Genomic DNA, 19,809 nt, shown 5'->3' with positions numbered 1-19,809 from the left:
CGCACACTTCTTTCATGTGCGGGCTTTTGTATAAGAAAATTAGCCAGCACAGATGAACTCTGATCGGTTGCATCTGTGCAGTTACACAAAAAACAACCTAACGCTGGCTTTGCCATGATTGATTAGTGACTTGTTGTAACATGGTTAATCTTCCTTTCGTTTTTGATGATGTAAGTTTACCGAATAGGGGAAGAGCTTGTCAAGACAAAAATTAAAATAAATTAAGAAAATTCTCATCAAAACGAGCAGAAAAAATATATCAAATTTTTGGTACTTTACTATTGTGTTATATCACAAATGTGGTATACTAAGAATCGTAAAGGAAGTGATCAGCGATGAGAATAGATATCAAAGCGTATCTCGATCATAATGGCTTGACCATTTATCGGGTCGCTAAGGAATCTGGTTATGGCTACACCACTTTACATAAATCGTTTAATAAGCAACAGACGAATGCAACCTCGATTAATTTGCGAGATTTGGATGCGTTAGCGCAGACCATGCACAAGCAAATGTGGCAGATTTTGCAGGAATTGGAAGATAGTTACTTAATAGATGATGATAAACATGTGTAGTCGAAGGGTCGGGTGTAAATTTTATACATTGGGCCTTTTAGTAAACACAAAAATAAATACCATTAAAGGGGGACTGGCTTATGTTTAACAGTGATATGGATGACTTATTTAACCAATTAATGGGGAACATGAACGGTTATAATACTGAAAACCGGCGGTACTTAATTAACGGTCGGGAGGTAACCCCAGAAGAATTTGCCCAATATCGGCAAACGGGGCAGTTACCAGGTAACCCAACCCCAACTAAGCAAGCTCAAGCTGGTCAAATTAAATCAGATGGGCTTTTAAGTAAATTAGGACGCAACTTGACGCAGGAAGCTCGGGACGGGAAGTTAGATCCAGTGATCGGGCGGAATCAAGAAATTCAAGAAACGGCGGAAATTTTAGCACGGCGGACCAAGAACAATCCGGTTCTAGTCGGGGATGCTGGGGTTGGTAAGACCGCGGTGGTCGAAGGTTTAGCCCAAGCGATTGTGAATGGGGATGTCCCAGCCGCCATTAAGAACAAAGAAATTATTAGTATTGATGTTTCCAGCTTGGAAGCCGGAACGCAATACCGTGGTAGCTTTGAAGAGAACATGCAAAAGCTAGTTGATGAAGTAAAACAAGCGGGGAATGTAATTCTCTTCTTTGATGAAATTCATCAAATCATTGGTGCTGGTAATGCTGGGGATGCAAGTGGTTCTAAAGGGATGGCTGATATCTTAAAGCCGGCTTTATCACGGGGTGAAATTACCATTATTGGGGCGACGACTCAAGATGAATACCGGAACACGATCATGAAGGATGCGGCCCTGTCTCGGCGTTTCAACCAAGTAACGGTAAATGCCCCAAGTAAGGAAGATACCCTGAAAATTCTCCAAGGAATTCGGGATTTATACGAAAAGCACCACAATGTGGAATTGCCGGATGAAGTCTTAAAGGCGGCCATTGATTATTCAGTTCAATACATGCCACAACGGCAATTGCCAGATAAGGCAATTGATCTGATTGATATGACGGCGACGCACTTGGCTGCTCAACATCCAGTGAAGGATGCTAATGCTATTGAAGCAGAAATTAAGCAATTAGAAGACCAGCAACAAAAGGCTGCCGACAAAGAAGATTATCAAGCAGCCCAAGAAGCTAAGGAAAAGATCGAAAGCTTAAAGCAACAATTAGACGATCATTCAACGGCTGAACGAGCCGTTGCCACCCCAAATGATGTGGCTGCGGCGGTTGAACGGATGACGGGGATTCCGGTATCGAAGATGGGCGCTAGTGATATCGAACGCTTGAAAGGCTTAAATGACCGGTTAGCCGGGAAGGTAATTGGTCAAGATGAAGCTGTCAATGCGGTAGCACGGGCTATTCGGCGGAACCGGGCTGGTTTTGATGAAGGGAACCGACCAATTGGGAGCTTCTTATTCGTCGGGCCAACCGGGGTTGGTAAGACGGAATTAGCCAAGCAATTAGCCCTAGATATGTTTGGGAGCACGGATGACATTATTCGGTTGGATATGTCGGAATACTCTGATCGGACAGCCGTTTCCAAATTGATCGGAACGACGGCTGGATATGTGGGCTATGACGATAACTCAAATACCTTAACGGAAAAAGTTCGTCGTCACCCCTACTCGATTGTTTTGTTTGATGAAATCGAAAAGGCCGATCCACAAGTGATCACGCTCTTGTTGCAAGTGCTCGATGATGGTCGATTGACGGATGGTCAAGGGAACACGATTGACTTTAAGAACACGATCGTGATTGCTACTTCTAACGCCGGCTTCTCTAATGACGCACAATTAACGGAAGATCAACCAACTTTGATCAAGCGCTTAACGCCATACTTCCGGCCAGAATTCTTAAACCGGTTCAATGCAATCGTTGAATTTAAGGCTTTGAGTAAGGATGACCTAAAAGCAATCGTTAACTTGATGCTGGATGGGGTCAACCAAACCTTAGCTAAGAAGGGCATGGACGTGGAAGTCACGGATGCTGCTAAGGACCTGATGATTGAAGAAGGTTATGATGAAACGATGGGAGCTCGACCATTACGGCGGGTGATCGAACAACAAATTCGTGATAAAGTCACGGACTTCTACTTAGATCATCTGGAAGCAAAGCATCTGTTAGCGGATGTTAGTGATGGGACGATCGTAATTAGCGAACGGTCCGATAGTGAAAAGTAAGTTAAGTAAGTTTAAAGTCGTATGAAAAGACCTCAGTACTTAGGATTAGTGCTGAGGTCTTTTGTAGTCTAATATATAAAATTATTTTTCCGAGCTTGGCTTCACAAACATTCCTGTAATCAAGCACAAGATCGTGACAATGAAGGGGAAGAAAGCCCAAGGGATAAATTGCAAAGGATTGATTTGCAAGGCTCCGGCAATGAAAACTCCGGAGACACTCCAAGGAACAATAGCGTTAACAGCGGCCCCAGCGTCATTTAAAATACGCGTGAAGAGCTCGCGAGGGATCCCTAAGTTATCAGAAGCGTGGATAAAGGATTGCCCCGGTAAGATAATGGCGAGGTAATGTTCACCAATCATTAAGTTAACCCCAATACAGGTAATAGCTGTAGCGAGGGTAACCCGTCCAGCCGTTTTGACGATTCCTGATAAATGATTAATGATCGACCCAATAATATTTAGTTTGATTAGTAAACCACCTAAGGAGAGGGCAAAAACGATCAAAGCTAAAGAAGTAAGCATACTAGAGATACCACCTTTTGAAAGTAAAGTATCAATGGTTTTATCGCCACTATGAGCAACGTAACCATCCATAATGGTTTTGGTAATCGTCGTAATACTAGTTGAAGGTTGGTGAATCCAGCCTAATAGAGCAGCAAAGATTGATCCAAGACCTAAAGATGGGATTGCGGGGACTTGTAAGATCGCTAAGACAATTAGGAGGACGACCGGTAGCAGGGCCCACCCTGAAATCCAAAAACCATCACTAAGACCATGCATCATTTGATGCACGGCGCTTAAACTAACTTGCTTGGAGTTTAAGCCGAGCAGGGTGTAAATGACGACACAAATGGCCCAAGCTGGAATATCAGTAATCATTAGGGCTTTAATATGCTTGTAAATATTGATTTCACCAACGGAAGCGGCTAGATTAGTGGTTCCGGATAGGGGAGAAATATTAGATCCACAAAAGGCTCCTGAAACGATCACCCCCGCCGTTAAACCGGGATTAATTTTCAGAGTAGCGCCAATCCCCACAAAAGCAATTCCCATGGTCGAAACGGTGGTAAAGGAGCTCCCGCAAGCGACCCCCACAAGGGTACAGACGATAAAGACCGTCGGCAAAAAGAATTGCACGGAGATAATCTTAAAACCAAAGTACATAATAGTTGGAATGGTTCCCGAAAAGATCCAAGTCGCAATTAAGACCCCAATGGATAAGAAAATAACGAGGGGGTCAACCCCGTCCTTGAGCCCGGTGCGCATCCCATCCATGATGGTCGACCATTTAAAGCCCCGTAGCCGAGCGTAAACTGCTAAAAGGGTAAAAGCGATAAAGAGTGGGGCCTGCGGTTCCTGTTGCTTAACAATAATTAATGATCCCAAAATGATAAGGATAGCAATTAAGATCATGATGCTTTCGCCAAAACCAAATTTAGGTTCAGGCCGATTAGTGGCGTGTGCGTGTTTCATTGATTTTCCTTCTTTCATACTACATAAAAAAAACACCAACAAGCTTGAGACGTTAACTCAATCTAGTTGGTGAATCTATTTAACGGATGGTTGGTCCAGATCCTTGAACACCCCTAGCTAGATTACAACACCTAGCAAAGGGATCATTAAATCACAGCTTTGCTTAGTGCGAACGTCTCTGTCCGCACCAAGTGGTCGGACATTAGGCTGAATAAGCATAGCCGTAATAATAGTTAGCTACTGTGATTAATGATGAACAAGACATCTGAATAAGCCTTCCTTTCGTTGAATAATTGTTTTTATTAAAACATGCTGAGAAATTGATGTCAATGGTTAATTATTGGATTAATGCTATAATTTAATCATTCTATTAACTTGAGGAGATACTTATGGGGACTTTACAATTTGTCATTGGGAAAGCATCACGACAACATGAAGCAGCCTTAGTCGAAGATTTAATTCAACGCTTGCAAGATCCTAAGCAATCCAAGGATCGGTTCTTTTTCTTGGTGCCCAATCACATTAAATTTGAGACGGAAGTGCGAATTTTAGCGACTCTACAAAGCCGGCTGGGCTATCGGGAACAGTATGCCCAATCACGTGTCCAAATCCTATCCTTTAGCCGGTTAGCTTGGTATTTATTGAAGAATGACCCGGCTTATCAAAGTCCCCGATTATCAAAAATGGGGCCAGTAATGTTAGTAGCCCAAATCATCCAACAGTTAAAACAAACGAATCCGCAACAGTTGGGGATTTTTCAAGGTGAGAGTGACCGCCCTGGTTTCGTCCAAGCCGTAACCGAACAAATCATCGCCTTTCAAACAGCCAATTTAACTCCCGATGATTTAATTGATCAGCCTGATTCAGTCGTTGCCCAGGCTTTACAAAGTCAGCATCAGTCCCCTAGTCAAGAAATCTGGCTCGAAAAATTAAGGATCATCAGTCAAATTTATGAACGTTACTTAACTTTAAGTGCTGATCGACTGAGCAACGTTGATATTGAAGATTTATTAGTTCAAAAGCTTCATGATCCCCAAGCCAGTCATGATCATTTCTATTTGGACCGTTACACCGGGCAGTTTTCTGCTAAGGAACAAGCGATCGTGGAAGCGATGATTCAAAATGGGGCTTCCACCATGATGAGTTTGGTAGCTGATCGGGCCTATCCCCCCCATGAGTTACCGGATGAGCATAATTTATATTATCAATCAGCCGCCCAATACCAACGATTGATAACTTTTGTAGATCAACAAACCAAAGTGGATCTATTACCTCCAATCATGGCCGCCCAGTTACCATTACGGGTGGGGAATGATTTATTAGCGGTGGAAACTTGGATGGAAGCTCAAGCCCAGTTCCAAACTCCAGAAGTCAAAGTCGACTTTCAGGGGCAGGTATCCTTTCTGGTAACTCCGACTCGCTTAGCGGAAGTGGATCAGATTGCAGCTAAAATTCGGCAGCTGGTTGCTACCAAGGGATATCGCTATCGTGATTTTTTAATTTTAACGCGACATTTAGCGAGTTATGAGAATATCATTGAGCCAATTTTTAAACGGCACCAAATTCCTTTATTTATTGATCATCAACGGTCCATGGCTAATTCACCCCTGGTAACGATGATTGAAGCGCTCTTTAAAATTAAACAAAATTATTACCAGACGGCGGATGTGATGCAACTATTAAAAACAGAATTATTGACTCCCCAAGATGTTGAGCATGCAACTTTTATGGAGGCCGTCTACCAAACTGAAAATTGGTGTTTAAAATATGGACAAGGTGGTAAGGCTTGGTTAAGAAAAGCCTGGCAGCCCATTGCAAACGAATCGGCTGACCTGATGATCACGATTAATCAGGTTCGCCAGTATATTTCCCGGGAAATCGCGCCTTTTTTAGATCAGTTGGATCAAATCACGACTGGGCGCGAATTAGCAACCGCGCTTTATCAATTCTTGGTTCAGCAGGGAGTGGATCAAGCGCTCTTGAAGTGGTCCCAAGCGGCTTTAGAAGCTGGTGATCTAACCTTGATGGAACAACCGCAGCAGGTTTGGCAAACTTTTTGCAATTTGTTAGATGAGTATGTGGATTTGGTAGGCGAGCTGACCAATGAACCAAAGGAGCTACTTGAAGAATTTATCGCCATGATCGAAGCGGCCTTTGGAGCAGCTGAGTATTCCCAGATTCCATCTACTTTAGATCAAGTAATGATTTCGGAAACTGGAATGGCCCAAACCAACCAGCGGTCAGTCGTGATTATGATGGGGTCAACGGATGACGTCATGCCAGAAATTAAAACGACTACTGGACTATTAAGTGATCCAGATTTAGATCTATTACGACAAGGTTTAAAAGCGGACCAATTCCTGCCTTTAAGTGACGTGGCCAGAAGTAATCATGAACCATTTATAAATTATTTAGGGATGTTGAGTGGGACCCAAAGGTTGATCATGACAGCAGCCCAACTAAGTGGTGATGAAAGTGAGTTAACTTTATCACCGTATTTGATTGGTCTAGCCCAGCATTTGGGGCAATGGGATAGTAATCACCAAATGGTTCTTGGAACTCAGCCCGCTCAAATCAAGCCTCAAGCCGAATTTGAACAAATCTTACCGGTGATTAGTACTCCGGCCGTGTCAATGGCTTATCTATTAGCGACTCGGCGGCTCCAAGCCGATGATCAAACCTGGTTGAGTGATGGTTGGCAAAGCCTTGCGGTAGAACTTAATCAACTGATGCCGGGTCGTTATCAGCATTTGATGGCCAGTTTAGACTACCATAATCGGACGACTAATCTACCAGCACCGTTAGCGGTAAAATTATATGGGCAACCCTTAGGTGATGATTCGCACGGTCAATTAATGGGGTCCGTTAGCCAATTGCAGACCTTTTATCAAAATCCATATGAATACTTTTTAAAGTACGGTTTACGCTTGCAACCACGTGATGAGTTGGAAATTTCAATTGATAAGTCGGGAACCTTTTTCCATGATGTGATGGATCAGTTTATGCGTCTAGTTAAGCAACAATCAGTCGATTTGGCTGATCTAGTTGATGATGAAGCCTTGTTAAAGACCTTGACTGATCAGGCAATTCAAGTGGCTAAGACTAAACAAGTCAGTGTGATGGAATTGGCAAAAAATGATCAAGTGGCGGCTTACCAAGTTTATAGTATGGAAAAAGTGGCACGGACGATGACGCGGATCTTGAGTTTGCAGGCTCAGCATAGTGACGCGCGCGCTGTAGCAATGGAACAACCATTTGGTCCGCGGGTTACTCGGCCAGGTGATGATAATCAGGTCGTTTTAACCCCCCTGCAACAACAATTACCAAACGGTAAAGTAGTAACCTTACGTGGCCGAATTGATCGGGTTGATCAAGTTGTTACTGATCAGGGGACGGACTATATCATTGTCGATTACAAATCCAGTAAACGGAAGTTTGATTTAATTGATGCTTACGTCGGCACCGATTTACAAATGCTCGCCTATCTAGACGTGGTGCAACAAAATCTTTCGAATGGTCGGGCAGCGGGGGCCATTTACCTTCACTTATCCGATCCACAATATAAAGAAACAGACTTAAAGAAGAACTTAACAACCGTTAGTTTAGAAAACCATATCTATAAAGGAATTCTCTTAAATCAAGAGGCCTTTTTAACGTCTTTAGATGATGGACTGACAAGTAAAAGTCCCAAGGGGTTAGTGATCGATGTCAATAAACTTGGCAAGCCTAAGCCGGGATTAAATCGCTCAGAGCAAAATAATTTCCAAGCTAAGTCAGGAACGTCCTTAGTTAGTCCCGATCAACTTGAATGGTTGATTAAACGAAATCGATGGTTGATTCACCAAGCGGCTAGTGAAATTTTAGCGGGGAATGTTGCCTTATTCCCGGTTCGACGGGGAGCGCATTCGGGATTGGAATATTCGGATTATTTAGATATTTATCAATTCGATCAGATGTTAGACCGGTATCGGGAAATTACTATTGACGAGGATGGGCTGATTAAAAAGATGCAAGCAGAATTGGAGGGGGACCATGAGTAGTTTTAAGCCTAGCGCCGAACAACAGCCCGCGATTGAACATCGTGGCCATGATATTTTAGTTTCAGCATCTGCGGGTTCGGGGAAAACGGCCGTCTTAGTCGAACGAGTAATTCAACTGTTAGAAAAAGATCGCCTAAACATTGATCAACTCTTAATGGTGACTTTTACGAAAGAAGCTGCCAAAAATATGCGGGAGCGGATCCGCAAACGTCTAATGGCGAGCCCGGATCAACATATGAAAGAGCAGATCAGTCGGCTTGCGGTGGCCAATATTTCGACGATTCATTCTTTTTGCGAGCAATTAATTAAGCGTTACTATTACACCATTGATTTAGATCCAAACTATCGATTAGTGACGGATGCCGAACAGAATTTATTGATGGATCAGGTCTGGCATGATCTTGTTAATGATTGGTTAACCGGGGATCAAAAAGCGACCTATCTGCGAGTGGCTGATAATTTTGCCCAAGGAGTCAAGGGAGAAGGCTTGGCAGGGGTGGTTCGCAAAATGGATCAGGAGGCCAATGCCCAGCCCGATCCCAATGGGTGGTTAACCCACCTCATCGATAATTATGAGTTGGATGATCAGCAAGCAATTACGGATACCCACTTTTATCAGGCGGTCGTTAAGCCAATAGCTCAAGCCCAATTATTGGAATTGTTAAATCAGTGGCAAAACTTATCACAAGTTGCGGAAAATGATAAATTGCGGGAGAGACTAGCGGAAGATTTGAGTAAGCTGGAGCAGCTTTTTATTAATGGAGAATTAGTTGATGATTGGGATTTATTAGTAGCGGCGACGGAGAAAAAGAGCTTTGGGATCAATCCAAAGAAAACCAAAGATTCTACGGATATCGAACTGGCCCAATTAAACCAGCGAAATGCTTTGAAAAGTCAATTGGATGAAATTCATAAGACCTATTTTAGTTGGTCTAGTCAGCGCTACCACGCTTTACTCCCAAATGCCAAAGCCATTTTGAAAGAATTAGTTAGTTTCAGTCAACAATTTCGTCAACGGTACCAACGAGCCAAACAGCAACGTCACCTGTTAGATTTTTCGGACTTGGAGCACTATGCCTATGCAATTTTAACGGGGCGAGCGGTGTTAACTAACGAGTTATTAGCAACGCATCAAGCAACCGCCACTCAAATCCGCCGGGAACTCCAATTTCAGTATCAAGAAATTATGGTCGATGAGTTCCAAGACACCAATCGTTTGCAATATGATTTATTGCAACAATTACATGATCCTAAGCGTAATCATCTCTTTATGGTGGGGGATATGAAGCAATCGATCTATCGCTTTCGTCAGGCCGATCCGACTCTCTTTTTAGAGAATTATCAACGTTTCCGCCAAGCCGATGATCCTAACGAAGCATTAGACCTGTCGGATAATTATCGCTCCATGACGAATATCACAGAGTTTACAAACGTGGTCTTTAAGCAGTTAATGAACCAAGGTGTTGGTGAGATGGATTATGATCAAACGGCTGAATTGCGGGCCAAAGCCCAATGGCAATTAGCTGATGGACAGGTCGCACCAGCACGACAAACGGAAATGCTCGTCTACCGGACCAACCATAATCCAGCGATTGTCGGGGAAGATCGCTTAACAGGTGAAGTCCAAATGGTTGCCACGCGGATTCGACAATTACTGGATGACGAAAAGGAAACCATCTTTGACCAAGACACTCAGACTATGCGGCGGATCAAGCCCAATGATATTGTCATTTTGTCACGAACCAAGGCGGCTAATAGCCAAATAGTAGAACAGTTTGGTCAACTCAATATTCCGGTGACAGTCCATGGAGTCGAAAATTACTTTAAGGCTACCGAAATTCGGATTGTGATGTCCTTACTACGAATTATCGATAATCCCTATCAAGATGTGCCTTTGGTAGCAGTAATGCGGTCACCGCTAATTACTTTACCAACTGATGAGGCTGTCATTGGTTTTACAGAGCCAGAAATGGCAATCATTAAATTAAACCATCCCGATGGTGCATACTATGAAGCAATTCAACAATTCGCCCAAGATTTTCCGGAAGATGATTTCCCAGGAAATCATGTCCGTGACGGTATCGATTATTATATAGTGGCGCAAAAAGTTAATCGACTGTTGACTTTGCTTAATCACTTGCGAGCCTGTGCTCGTCAACGGTCGTTGGCTGAATTAATTTGGGAAATTTATGATCAAACTAATTATTTGGATTATGTTGGCGGGATGCCCGGAGGACCCCAACGTCAAGCCAATCTCCATGCCTTATATGAGCGAGCTAGTGCCTATGAACAATCCAGTTTTAAAGGTTTATATCAGTTCATTCGTTTCATTGAACAAATGCAACGCAAGGATGATGATTTAGGGGTAGCGCCAGCGGACCTAGCCAATGACAGCATTAATGTCATGACCATTCATGGTAGTAAGGGCCTGCAATTCCCAATTGTTTTCTTAATTGATATGAATCATCAATTTCGCAAAGATAGTGAGGGCGTGGTAATTGAACCGCGGACCGGGATCGGGATGTCCCTGGTAGAAAATGTTCATGATCAAGCGGCCGATTTACCACCAGTGGAAGTTAAATATGAACTACCGCAACAAACGGTCATCAAAGAACAATTAAAGCGTCAAAATCGGGCTGAAGAAATGCGGTTACTATATGTGGCCCTAACCCGGGCCGAACAGCGCTTAATTATTACGGCTTCAGTTAACGATGCACCAACGAATAAACTAGGAAATTTAAAACGGGATTGGAATTTTTGCTCACAAGCGGTGCAATCAAAGAGTTTAGTTTTAAATGATGCCTTGCGTCTAAAGGCTAACTCGATGTTTGATTGGCTTGGCTTAACCTTGTTCCGTCATCCGCAGTTTCCATCAATTTTGGACGAATTAGATAAACCGGTTTTTGATGAGGGATCCCTGCAACTTGGCGACGTTGACTTTACCGTCCAATTAGTAGATCAAGCGCTGGTTCGTCAATGGCAAGCCAATTTACCAGACGTTCGCAAAGCTGGTCAGACCCAATTATCGTTATTTGGTGAGGATCAACCACCGCTATCGAAAACACAATCGCAATTAATGCAGCAGATTCTTCGGTTTGAATACCCGCATCAAGCGGCCACGGAAACGACGGCTTACCAGGCAGTTTCAACGATTCGAGAAGCTTTTCGGATTCAAGATCCTGATGATGTCGCAATGGGTCGGTTAACGATTGATGCAGATCAGGTTCGGGGCGAAGGAGCCTATTTAAAAGATACGATGGCGGTTCCAGAGTTTATGCAAACCAATCAAGCGGTGACGCCGACGGTCTTAGGAACGGCAACGCATTTGCTCTTTGAACGGTTGGATTTGAGTCATGGCGAAGTAACCTTCAGTCAAGTAAGCGCCCTACGAGATCAATTGGTAGATCAAGGCTTAATTCCATCACCAGCGGTTGGTGACCAACTTGATTTAACAGCGATTGTAGCTTTTTATCAAACTGATTTGGGCCAGCGGATTTTAGCACATCCTGATCAGGTTCAACGGGAAGTTGCCTTTTCCATGTTACTGCCAGGAGCGAAATTATTTAACAACTTGACGGACCAAGATGGACCGATTCTGGTGCATGGAATTATCGATGGCTATCTAGTTACGGACGAGGGTGTTGAGTTGTTTGACTATAAAACGGATCAAATTACCCGAACGAAATTACCGCAACTTCGGCAACGTTATCAAGGCCAGCTTGCTTTATATGCTAGTGCCTTAGCTTCGATGCTGGATTGCCCATTGGCTAAAATTAAGTCAGACCTATATTCGGTAACTTGCCAAAGTTTGGTTTAAAATTAGAAAGTCTAATTTAATTCTTGACATATTTTAATCAATTCGTTAGGATAAACACAATTAATCATCAATCATGAAAGATGAGTAGTTTCTTAAGTAGCAGCCAAGAGAGTCAGCGGTGCTGGGAGCTGATGTGCGAACGATTAACGAACATGGTCTTTTGGGAAATGAGAATCATGAGCGTTCGTAAATGATTCACGGGTGACACCGGTATTCAGTCACGGTATTCAAGTATGAGTACTAAGAGGATCCAATCAGGGTTGAACTAAGGTGGTACCACGCACAAGCGTCCTTAGGAATGGCAAGCGCTATTCCTAAGGACGCTTTTTTCATGGTTGAAGAAGTTGGAGGAAATCAAGATGAGTCGGCAAGTGAAGCGCTGGTTGGGGTGTCTAATTGTCTTAATCGTTATTTTAGGTGGGCTTGGATATTTTGGTTATCGGCGCTATCAAAGTTCACGGGTAACGACCGTGAAACTGGGTTTAGTGGGGACCGATTCGGAACCGGTTTGGAATAACGTGAAAAAGCGACTGACCAAACAAAATATCAAATTACAATATGTGGTCTTCAATGACTATGTGCAACCTGATAAGGCCCTTAAAGATGGGGAAATTGATATGCACGCTTGTTTAACCAAGTACTATTTTGAATCTTATAATAAAAGTCAGAATGCCCATTTAGTCAGCATTGGAAATACGGTTATCTCGCCTTTAGGACTGTATTCTAAAAAATATAGCAAGCTGAGCGATTTGCCAGATGGGGCTACGATTGCACTACCAAACGAACCAACCACGATTGGACGAGCCTTGAATATGTTACAAGCGGCTGGCTTGATTAAAGTTAAGGCTGGTAGTGGGATTAAGCCATCTTTGAATGATATTACGGATAATCCGAAGAACCTAAAATTCAAAGAGGTAGACCCGGCCCAAACGCCACGAGCCTTAACATCGGTTGATGCTGCAGTAATTAATGGTAACTATGCCGTTTCGGCCAAGATTAAACCCGGCGGGAAACAAGCCTTATACATGGAAAAAATTAACCAAGCCGCTAAGCCTTATGTCAATATAATTGCGGTACAAGCCAAAAATAAAAATAATAAGGTCTATCAAGCAGTGGTTAAGGCCTATCAGACCGAAGCGACCGAAAAGGCCATTCAAAAGACTTATCATGGCGCGCAGCAGGCGGCTTGGCCGATTTACGGTAAGAAGTAATTAAGGAGGTGAATAGGATGAGTTCAGAAACGGCAATTTTTGCCGGTGGCTGTTTTTGGTGTATGGTAAAGCCTTTTGATACCTATCCTGGTATTCAAAAGGTGGAAGCTGGCTATACGGGCGGTCATGTGCAAGATCCGACTTATGAGCAGGTTAAACATGGGGGAACTGGGCATACTGAAGCGGTGCGGATTACCTTTGATCCGGAAGTAGTTTCTTATGATCAATTAGTGGACCTGTATTGGCAACAAACCGATCCAACGGATGCTTTTGGCCAATTTCAGGATCGGGGGGATAATTACCGCCCCGTGATCTTTGTTAAGGATGCTTATCAAGATCAAGTGGCTCGCGCCTCGCGCACACGATTAGCGCAAAGTGGTCGCTTTACCGAGCCGATTGTGACTCAAATTGAGCCGGCTCAGCCCTTTTACCTAGCTGAAGATTATCACCAGGCATTTTATAAGAAAAACCCGGCGCGCTGGCGAGAAGAAGAGGGCGCGCGCCAGGAATTTATTAGTCAACATTGGAACAATAGTGAGGAATAGATTATGACAAAACAATTTTTACACGCTGATATCGTTGGTTCATTCTTACGTCCGGAAGATTTAAAACAGGCGCATGCTGATTTCGCGGCGGGCAAGTTGGATGCAGCCGGTTTAAAGCAAGTGCAAAATAAGGATATTCAAGAATTAGTCCAAGCAGAAGTAGCAGCCGGTTTAAAAGCGGTCACGGATGGAGAATTTAGTCGCAGTTGGTGGCATTTGGACTTTTTGTGGGGATTGAACGGGACAGAACGTTACGACTATAATGAAAGCTACAAGTTTAAGGGAAGCAAGACCCGGACGGATAATGTACGCTTGACGGGAAAGATCGCCTACAATCCAGAACATCCCTTCTTCGAAGCCTTTAAATATTTACAAAGCGTGACCCCAGCTGGTGTCGTTCCGAAACAAACAATACCATCGCCAACGATGCTCTTTCGGGATAATCGAAGCGACCTTGCCCTGAATTTTTACGACAATTGGGAAGATTACCTAGCTGATCTCGCCCAAGCCTATCATCAAACGATTCAACATTTTTATGATTTAGGCTGTCGTTATATCCAATTAGACGATACTACTTGGGCCTTCTTAATCGCTAAATTTCTGGAAACTAAGGACGACTTCCAAGAACAAGCTAAGTACCGGAAATTAGCGGAAGATGCGGTAACGGTCATTAATGGGGCCTTAAAGGATCTTCCTGAGGACTTAACCGTTACTACGCATGTTTGCCGGGGGAACTTTAAGTCAACTTATCTTTTCAGTGGCGGTTATGATGTAGTAGCGAAGTATCTGGCCCAATTAAATTATGATGGTTTCTTCTTAGAATATGATACTGATCGGGCTGGCAGTTTTGCACCATTGAAGCAGATCTGGAATAACCGGGACAACGTTCGGGTGGTGCTAGGATTAGTAACTTCGAAATTCCCTGAATTAGAGAGTGAAGATCTCTTAAAAGAACGGATCCAAGCGGCAACAGAATTTGTGCCTTTGAAGAATTTAGCTTTATCAACTCAATGTGGCTTTGCTTCAACTGAAGAAGGAAACTCCTTAACAAGTGCAGAACAATGGAATAAGATTAAATTAGTGGTTAAAGTTGCTCAAGACGTTTGGCCAGTGGATTGATAACGAACCCTAAAAATTAGAAAAATATTAAATAACAGCCCATTTGAAGTGATGCTGTGTCATTTATTATGATTTTGAATCAATAAATTGAGTAAAAAGGGACGAAAAGACTGTTCCAATCGTAATTGTGAACTTGGTGGTCAGTACACACTTTTTAGAAACTGTCCGGTAAAAAGTTAATCGATAATTCTGAAAGTTATATATTTAGATGGTGATAGATATATTAACTGAAGAACAATACTGATTCACAGCTATATGAATGCAAGTACTCACTTTAATTAATTTGTATCAACAAACATAGGTAGCACGATGCTAATATAATTTCGAAAGTATTTGGTTATGCGTGTTTGTATAAAATACAAGTTAATGTGAGGTGAATTTAATGACTGTTAAAGTACGCAAGGTTGGAACATCTATGGTTCTGACAGTACCAAGCCAAATCAAGCCACAATCCAAGGAATACACGGTTTGTGTTGCTGAAGATGGGGTGATTTTTTACATTCCAGCTAACGGTGACCAAGAAGAAATCTACGGATTAGCGAAAAAGCATGGTGCTTTCCTTCCTTACCAATTCTAAGGAAAGAAAATTAATTGAGGGTAAATAGCGCTCTAGTTTGCTAAAAATAGCGAACTGAGCGCTATTTTTCGTTATCGTTAAATTAATTTAGAAATGGGTATTATATCAAGACAGCCATTCATGATATCATTGTCATATAGAAAGAATAACAAGGAAATGATAGGAGATAACAGTCGTGTTTAAAGCATATGGTGATTTTTGGCGGCGATATTTTACCTTCACAGGGCGAAGTACCCGTTCCCAGTTCTGGTGGGCATTCTTTTGGAATGCTTTAATTGGGGTCATTTTGATCTTGATTCAAGTTGGTCTTAAGATTTTACGTGGTGCAGCAGTTGGTGACCATCTTTCATTCAGTGGTAATCAGGTGGTCATCTTCTTCTGGATGTTTTCGGGCTGGTATTTAGTTACTTTGATTCCACGATGGGCGGTGACGGTGCGGAGATTAAGAGATGCGGGTTTGCCTTGGGGATTAGTATTTCTTAAGTTATTGACTGGTATTGGTCATTTAGTATTGCTTGTTCTTGCTTGCTTACCAAGTAAAGATGATGATTAATTGTAGATAATGAAGCGGGCACCAGAAGGCTAAGTGAGCAACCTGGTGCCTGTTTTGCATTTCCGTTTCACGAGCCGAAAGCGGGGCATTGGCGGCGAGCGGAATGGTAGATACGGTACTTTACAACAAATAGTATAACTAGAAATCTTAATCCCATATTCTCATGATCATCAATTTAGTATAATGAGAGCAACTAAAGGGGATTGTTTATGCAAAAGAAGAAAAATCAGCCAGTTTCAACTTGGATTGCCATGCTAGCTTGGACGTTATCTTGGTCGGTAGTTTTACAATTTATCATTATTCCAGTGGGGCGCTGCTTAGCTAGCCAGCTGTTTTATACGGCTAATTGGCCCTTAGTAACGATTGCTAATTTAATACTAGTTATTGATCATCACCCGTGGGCTTTATTAGGCTTAGGTCTAGAAGTACTATTTGCATTGGCCTTAACTTATTGGATGGTGACAGTTTGGTTTAACGGGTTGCTTTCTATTAGTCAGGGAGAACAAATTAAATTTAAGACCGGCAAGATTTGGCGACCAGATAGTTGGAGCGGGATCAGCGTCATGCTGTTGATTGCACTTGTTGGATTGCCGTGGGTAAATTTACTGTATCGGACGCCGCTGTGGTCACAAATCCAGTTACCGATCTTCCTGTTAGATTTTTTACCTCGCCATACTTGGATATTAGCAACGGCAACAATTCTTTATTTGCTAGCGGTTTGTTTAATGTATCGTTGGGTCATGGTTTTACCCCAAATAATGTTAAATCATCTGGCGGTTCGCCAGGCGCTTCAGAAAAGTTGGCAAGAAACCAAGGGCTGGGCCGGATTACAGCTTTGGCGATCGATCTGCTTGGCGATTTTGTGGCCAACCTTAATCTTGTGGTTAATTTATGGGTTAGTCTGGGTTTCTCCCATCGCTCAACTGCCAAGATCAATGATGGGATTAGTAATTGGTGGTTTACAAATCATTAGTGAATTAGCCTTATCGATTATAGTGATTCGTTTAACGCTGGTTTTGGTTGGCTCCAGAAACTTGAAGGACGGAAATCAGGAACCATTAGATTGGCGTTGGGGTTGCTTGTTCTTGCTGGTGTTGGGATTGCTGTTGGGGAAGGCGATTTATCAGGGACAGGCGGTGAATCAAATGGCGGTTAAAAAGCTGCTAGTTATTTCACATCGGGGCGTTAATGGTCATAATGGAGTGCAAAATACTATTCCGGCACTCTTAAAGACTATTCGAACTAGTCATCCGAATTATGTTGAAATTGACGTTCACGAAACCAAGGATGGTCAATTTGTGGTTTTGCATGATGAAAACTTACGAAAATTAGCCGGAATTAATCGCCGACCGCGCCAGTTAACCCTACGGCAGTTAGAAAAGATTACCGTTAGGGAAAATGGTTATCGGGCTAAATTAGTGAGTTTAGATCAATATCTGAAGGTTGCCCAGCAACATCATCAAAAATTAATTGTGGAATTAAAAACGAGTCGATATGATTCGTCCCTCATGGTAAATCATTTTGTTCGGCGGTACGCAAAGACTTTAATAGCCCATCATGATTTAGTGCACTCGCTTGATTATCAGGCTTTAATCCAGATGCACCATGCGGCTCCACGCTTATCGATTGTTGATATTCAGGGCTATAATTTAATGAATCCACGAACCTCATTCCAGGCCTACACGATGGAGTACGGCAGTTTAAATAATCGGTTTATGCAACAAGCACATGCTCAGCATCAGCGGATTTTTGCTTGGACGGTAGATAGCCCGATGATGATGCGCCGGATGATTCTAATGGGGACTGATGGGATTGTCACCGATCGCCCCAGTGAGTTACGACGCGTTTGGCATCAGATCTACAAACTAGATCATAACCGATTGGTATTGTGGACTTATTTAAGTGGTTTTTAAAAAATTTTTCGATTAATCGTCACGATTTTTTAAATCGGGCGATTTTTATTTTGCCGAATGATTGAAGTTGTAGTCTAGTAAATGGACGTGTTTACGACCAGTAAATTCGAATGAATCCTTACTAAGTTCGGATAACAGGCAAAAGACCGTTTATGAAATGATAGCGAATTAAGCTAACGGAATAATTTAGTTATTATGAGGTGTTGAAAAATCTTTCCCTAAATTTTAATATAATTATATCTTTTAAAATATATAGTTACATATATATTAGATTATAGGTGTAGGAAGGGAAGATAGCATGCAACGTACAATCATGACGGTTTTTGGGACCCGCCCAGAGGCGATCAAAATGATGCCAGTGGTAAAAGCTCTTGAGGCATCGTCAGATTTTAGATCAGTTGTTGTCGTGACGGCACAACATCGCGAAATGTTGGATCAGGTGCTGGAAGATTTTGACCTACATCCTGATTATGATTTTAATTTAATGAAGAGTGGGCAAACCTTAACCGATATTACCAATCGAGTATTGAGTGAAATGGCTAAAGTTATTCCAGAAATTCAACCTGAAATGGTACTAGTTCATGGTGATACTTCCACCACGATGGCGGCTGCTTTAGCGGCGTTTTATCAACAAATCCCCGTTGGTCATGTGGAAGCGGGATTAAGGATGTGGCAAAAGTATGATCCATTTCCTGAAGAAATGAATCGCCAGATTACTGATGATTTAGCCACTTTATATTTCGCCCCGACTGATCAGAGTAAGCAAAACTTATTGCTGGAACATCATCCTGAAAAGCAGATTGTCGTAACCGGGAATACGGCGATTGATGCCTTACAATACACGGTTACTCAAGATTTTAAGCATCCAGTGCTCGCGCAGATTAAAAATCCTAATGCTAAATTACTCCTGGTGACGATGCATCGTCGAGAAAATCAGGGTGAACCAATGCGCCGGGCTTTAACGGCGATTAAAGAAGTGGTTGAGTCCCAACCGGATGTGGAAGTGATTTTTCCTGCCCATCTTAGTCCACGGGTACAAAAAGTGGCGCATGAGGTCTTTGATGGGGTCGAGCGGGTCCATATTATTGATCCGCTTGAGGTAATTGATTTTCATAATTTGGCTGCTCGAAGTTACTTGATTTTGACTGATTCTGGTGGGGTGCAAGAAGAAGCCCCATCGCTAGGGAAGCCAGTTTTGGTATTGCGGGATACAACGGAACGCCCCGAAGGAGTAACGGCTGGGACGTTACGCTTAGTAGGAACGGATCCACAGGTTATTAAAACACAGTTAACGGCTTTATTGACCAATAAGGCGCGTTATCAACAGATGGCGACCGCGCCAAATCCTTACGGAGATGGCCACGCAGCTGAGCGAATTTTAGAATCGTTAACAGAGTATTTGGGAGGTAAATGATGAAACGATTCCGGGGATTATTACTAACCATTGCGTTGGTTGGCTGGTTAGGTTTAATTGTTTACGTATTTATGACTCCACAAACAAAGTCGACCAAGCAAAGCGATCAGCCGGTTTCAACGAAACTTTCTACCAAGTCGGCTAAGCAGACAAGTAGTACCTATACGAACGAGGTAGCTGATATTGCGTCAGTTGCGCCGGTTGCGTCGACTGCTGACAAAGCCCCCAAGGGACCGACCTTGAAGAATCATCAATATAAAGTGATCCCTGGGCAAAAAGCAAGTTCGGGGCAGTCGGGTGAAAAAGGAACTTCTGGATCGGATGGCCGTGCTGATACGGCTGATACAGCGGATACAGCCGGGACGGCCGCAACCGCTGCCACTCGTGTGATGGTGAAATAA

At 42.8% G+C, this 19,809-nt stretch carries 13 protein-coding genes; 12 read left to right on the top strand and 1 reads right to left on the bottom strand.

Translation table 11 applies throughout. The features are described from left to right. The first annotated feature begins 335 nt into the window (after window positions 1-335). Together PS3_RS08900 and PS3_RS08895 are read left to right on the top strand one after the other, a co-directional pair. The gene (locus PS3_RS08900) at window positions 336-575 is read left to right on the top strand and encodes a DNA-binding protein (protein WP_007122741.1); all 240 of its coding nucleotides are present in this window, start codon (window positions 336-338) and stop codon (window positions 573-575) included. A gap of 80 nt (window positions 576-655) precedes the next feature. Then, entirely contained in the window at window positions 656-2,746 is a 2,091-nt protein-coding gene (locus tag PS3_RS08895; protein WP_040468789.1) for an ATP-dependent Clp protease ATP-binding subunit, read from the top strand. An 81-nt stretch (window positions 2,747-2,827) separates the two neighbouring features. On the opposite strand, the gene PS3_RS08890 is transcribed toward PS3_RS08895, so the two are convergent. Further along, window positions 2,828-4,219, bottom strand: coding sequence for a Na+/H+ antiporter NhaC family protein (locus tag PS3_RS08890; RefSeq protein WP_007122739.1), 1,392 nt, complete (start codon window positions 4,217-4,219; stop codon window positions 2,828-2,830). A 389-nt stretch (window positions 4,220-4,608) separates the two neighbouring features. On the opposite strand from PS3_RS08890, the gene PS3_RS08885 reads away from it, so the two are divergent. The 10 genes from PS3_RS08885 (at window position 4,609) to PS3_RS08840 (ending at window position 19,809) form a co-directional block, all read left to right on the top strand. Continuing rightward, window positions 4,609-8,259: a PD-(D/E)XK nuclease family protein gene (locus PS3_RS08885; protein WP_007122738.1), complete on the top strand. Its 3,651-nt coding sequence runs from the start codon at window positions 4,609-4,611 to the stop codon at window positions 8,257-8,259. Then, window positions 8,252-12,076: a helicase-exonuclease AddAB subunit AddA gene (gene addA / locus PS3_RS08880; RefSeq protein WP_007122737.1), complete on the top strand. Its 3,825-nt coding sequence runs from the start codon at window positions 8,252-8,254 to the stop codon at window positions 12,074-12,076. The genes PS3_RS08885 and addA overlap by 8 nt, the downstream gene beginning before the upstream one ends. A 359-nt stretch (window positions 12,077-12,435) precedes the next feature. Next, a complete protein-coding gene (locus PS3_RS08875) occupies window positions 12,436-13,287 on the top strand; it encodes a MetQ/NlpA family ABC transporter substrate-binding protein (RefSeq protein ID WP_007122736.1) in 852 nt (283 codons plus the stop codon). A gap of 17 nt (window positions 13,288-13,304) precedes the next feature. Continuing rightward, window positions 13,305-13,832: a peptide-methionine (S)-S-oxide reductase MsrA gene (gene msrA / locus PS3_RS08870; RefSeq protein ID WP_007122735.1), complete on the top strand. Its 528-nt coding sequence runs from the start codon at window positions 13,305-13,307 to the stop codon at window positions 13,830-13,832. 3 nt (window positions 13,833-13,835) lie between these two features. Next, window positions 13,836-14,951, top strand: coding sequence for a vitamin B12 independent methionine synthase (locus tag PS3_RS08865; RefSeq protein WP_007122734.1), 1,116 nt, complete (start codon window positions 13,836-13,838; stop codon window positions 14,949-14,951). Window positions 14,952-15,333: 382 nt separating this feature from the next. Further along, window positions 15,334-15,528, top strand: a complete 195-nt coding sequence (locus PS3_RS08860; protein ID WP_040468788.1) for a hypothetical protein — start codon at window positions 15,334-15,336, stop codon at window positions 15,526-15,528. A gap of 175 nt (window positions 15,529-15,703) precedes the next feature. After that, entirely contained in the window at window positions 15,704-16,081 is a 378-nt protein-coding gene (locus PS3_RS08855; RefSeq protein WP_040468787.1) for a DUF805 domain-containing protein, read from the top strand. Window positions 16,082-16,290: 209 nt separating this feature from the next. After that, a complete protein-coding gene (locus PS3_RS08850) occupies window positions 16,291-17,994 on the top strand; it encodes a glycerophosphodiester phosphodiesterase (protein WP_040468785.1) in 1,704 nt (567 codons plus the stop codon). A gap of 298 nt (window positions 17,995-18,292) precedes the next feature. Beyond that, window positions 18,293-19,408 carry a non-hydrolyzing UDP-N-acetylglucosamine 2-epimerase gene (wecB, locus tag PS3_RS08845; protein ID WP_007122732.1) on the top strand — a complete coding sequence of 372 codons (1,116 nt, stop codon included), beginning with the start codon at window positions 18,293-18,295 and terminating at the stop codon, window positions 19,406-19,408. Next, entirely contained in the window at window positions 19,408-19,809 is a 402-nt protein-coding gene (locus PS3_RS08840) for a hypothetical protein (RefSeq protein WP_040468784.1), read from the top strand. Before wecB ends, PS3_RS08840 begins: the two co-directional genes overlap by 1 nt.

Source organism: Limosilactobacillus gastricus PS3, assembly GCF_000247775.1.
GTDB lineage: Bacteria > Bacillota > Bacilli > Lactobacillales > Lactobacillaceae > Limosilactobacillus > Limosilactobacillus gastricus_A.
Note: the sequence above shows the minus strand (reverse complement) of the source record. Positions and strands in the feature narration are given on the sequence as shown.

Coding starts and splice junctions, on each gene's coding strand:
- PS3_RS08900 (WP_007122741.1), top strand. CDS start 336: ATGAGAATAGATATCAAAGCGTATCTCGATCATAATGGCTTGACCATT.
- PS3_RS08895 (WP_040468789.1), top strand. CDS start 656: ATGTTTAACAGTGATATGGATGACTTATTTAACCAATTAATGGGGAAC.
- PS3_RS08890 (WP_007122739.1), bottom strand. CDS start 4,219: ATGAAACACGCACACGCCACTAATCGGCCTGAACCTAAATTTGGTTTT.
- PS3_RS08885 (WP_007122738.1), top strand. CDS start 4,609: ATGGGGACTTTACAATTTGTCATTGGGAAAGCATCACGACAACATGAA.
- addA (WP_007122737.1), top strand. CDS start 8,252: ATGAGTAGTTTTAAGCCTAGCGCCGAACAACAGCCCGCGATTGAACAT.
- PS3_RS08875 (WP_007122736.1), top strand. CDS start 12,436: ATGAGTCGGCAAGTGAAGCGCTGGTTGGGGTGTCTAATTGTCTTAATC.
- msrA (WP_007122735.1), top strand. CDS start 13,305: ATGAGTTCAGAAACGGCAATTTTTGCCGGTGGCTGTTTTTGGTGTATG.
- PS3_RS08865 (WP_007122734.1), top strand. CDS start 13,836: ATGACAAAACAATTTTTACACGCTGATATCGTTGGTTCATTCTTACGT.
- PS3_RS08860 (WP_040468788.1), top strand. CDS start 15,334: ATGACTGTTAAAGTACGCAAGGTTGGAACATCTATGGTTCTGACAGTA.
- PS3_RS08850 (WP_040468785.1), top strand. CDS start 16,291: ATGCAAAAGAAGAAAAATCAGCCAGTTTCAACTTGGATTGCCATGCTA.
- wecB (WP_007122732.1), top strand. CDS start 18,293: ATGCAACGTACAATCATGACGGTTTTTGGGACCCGCCCAGAGGCGATC.
- PS3_RS08840 (WP_040468784.1), top strand. CDS start 19,408: ATGAAACGATTCCGGGGATTATTACTAACCATTGCGTTGGTTGGCTGG.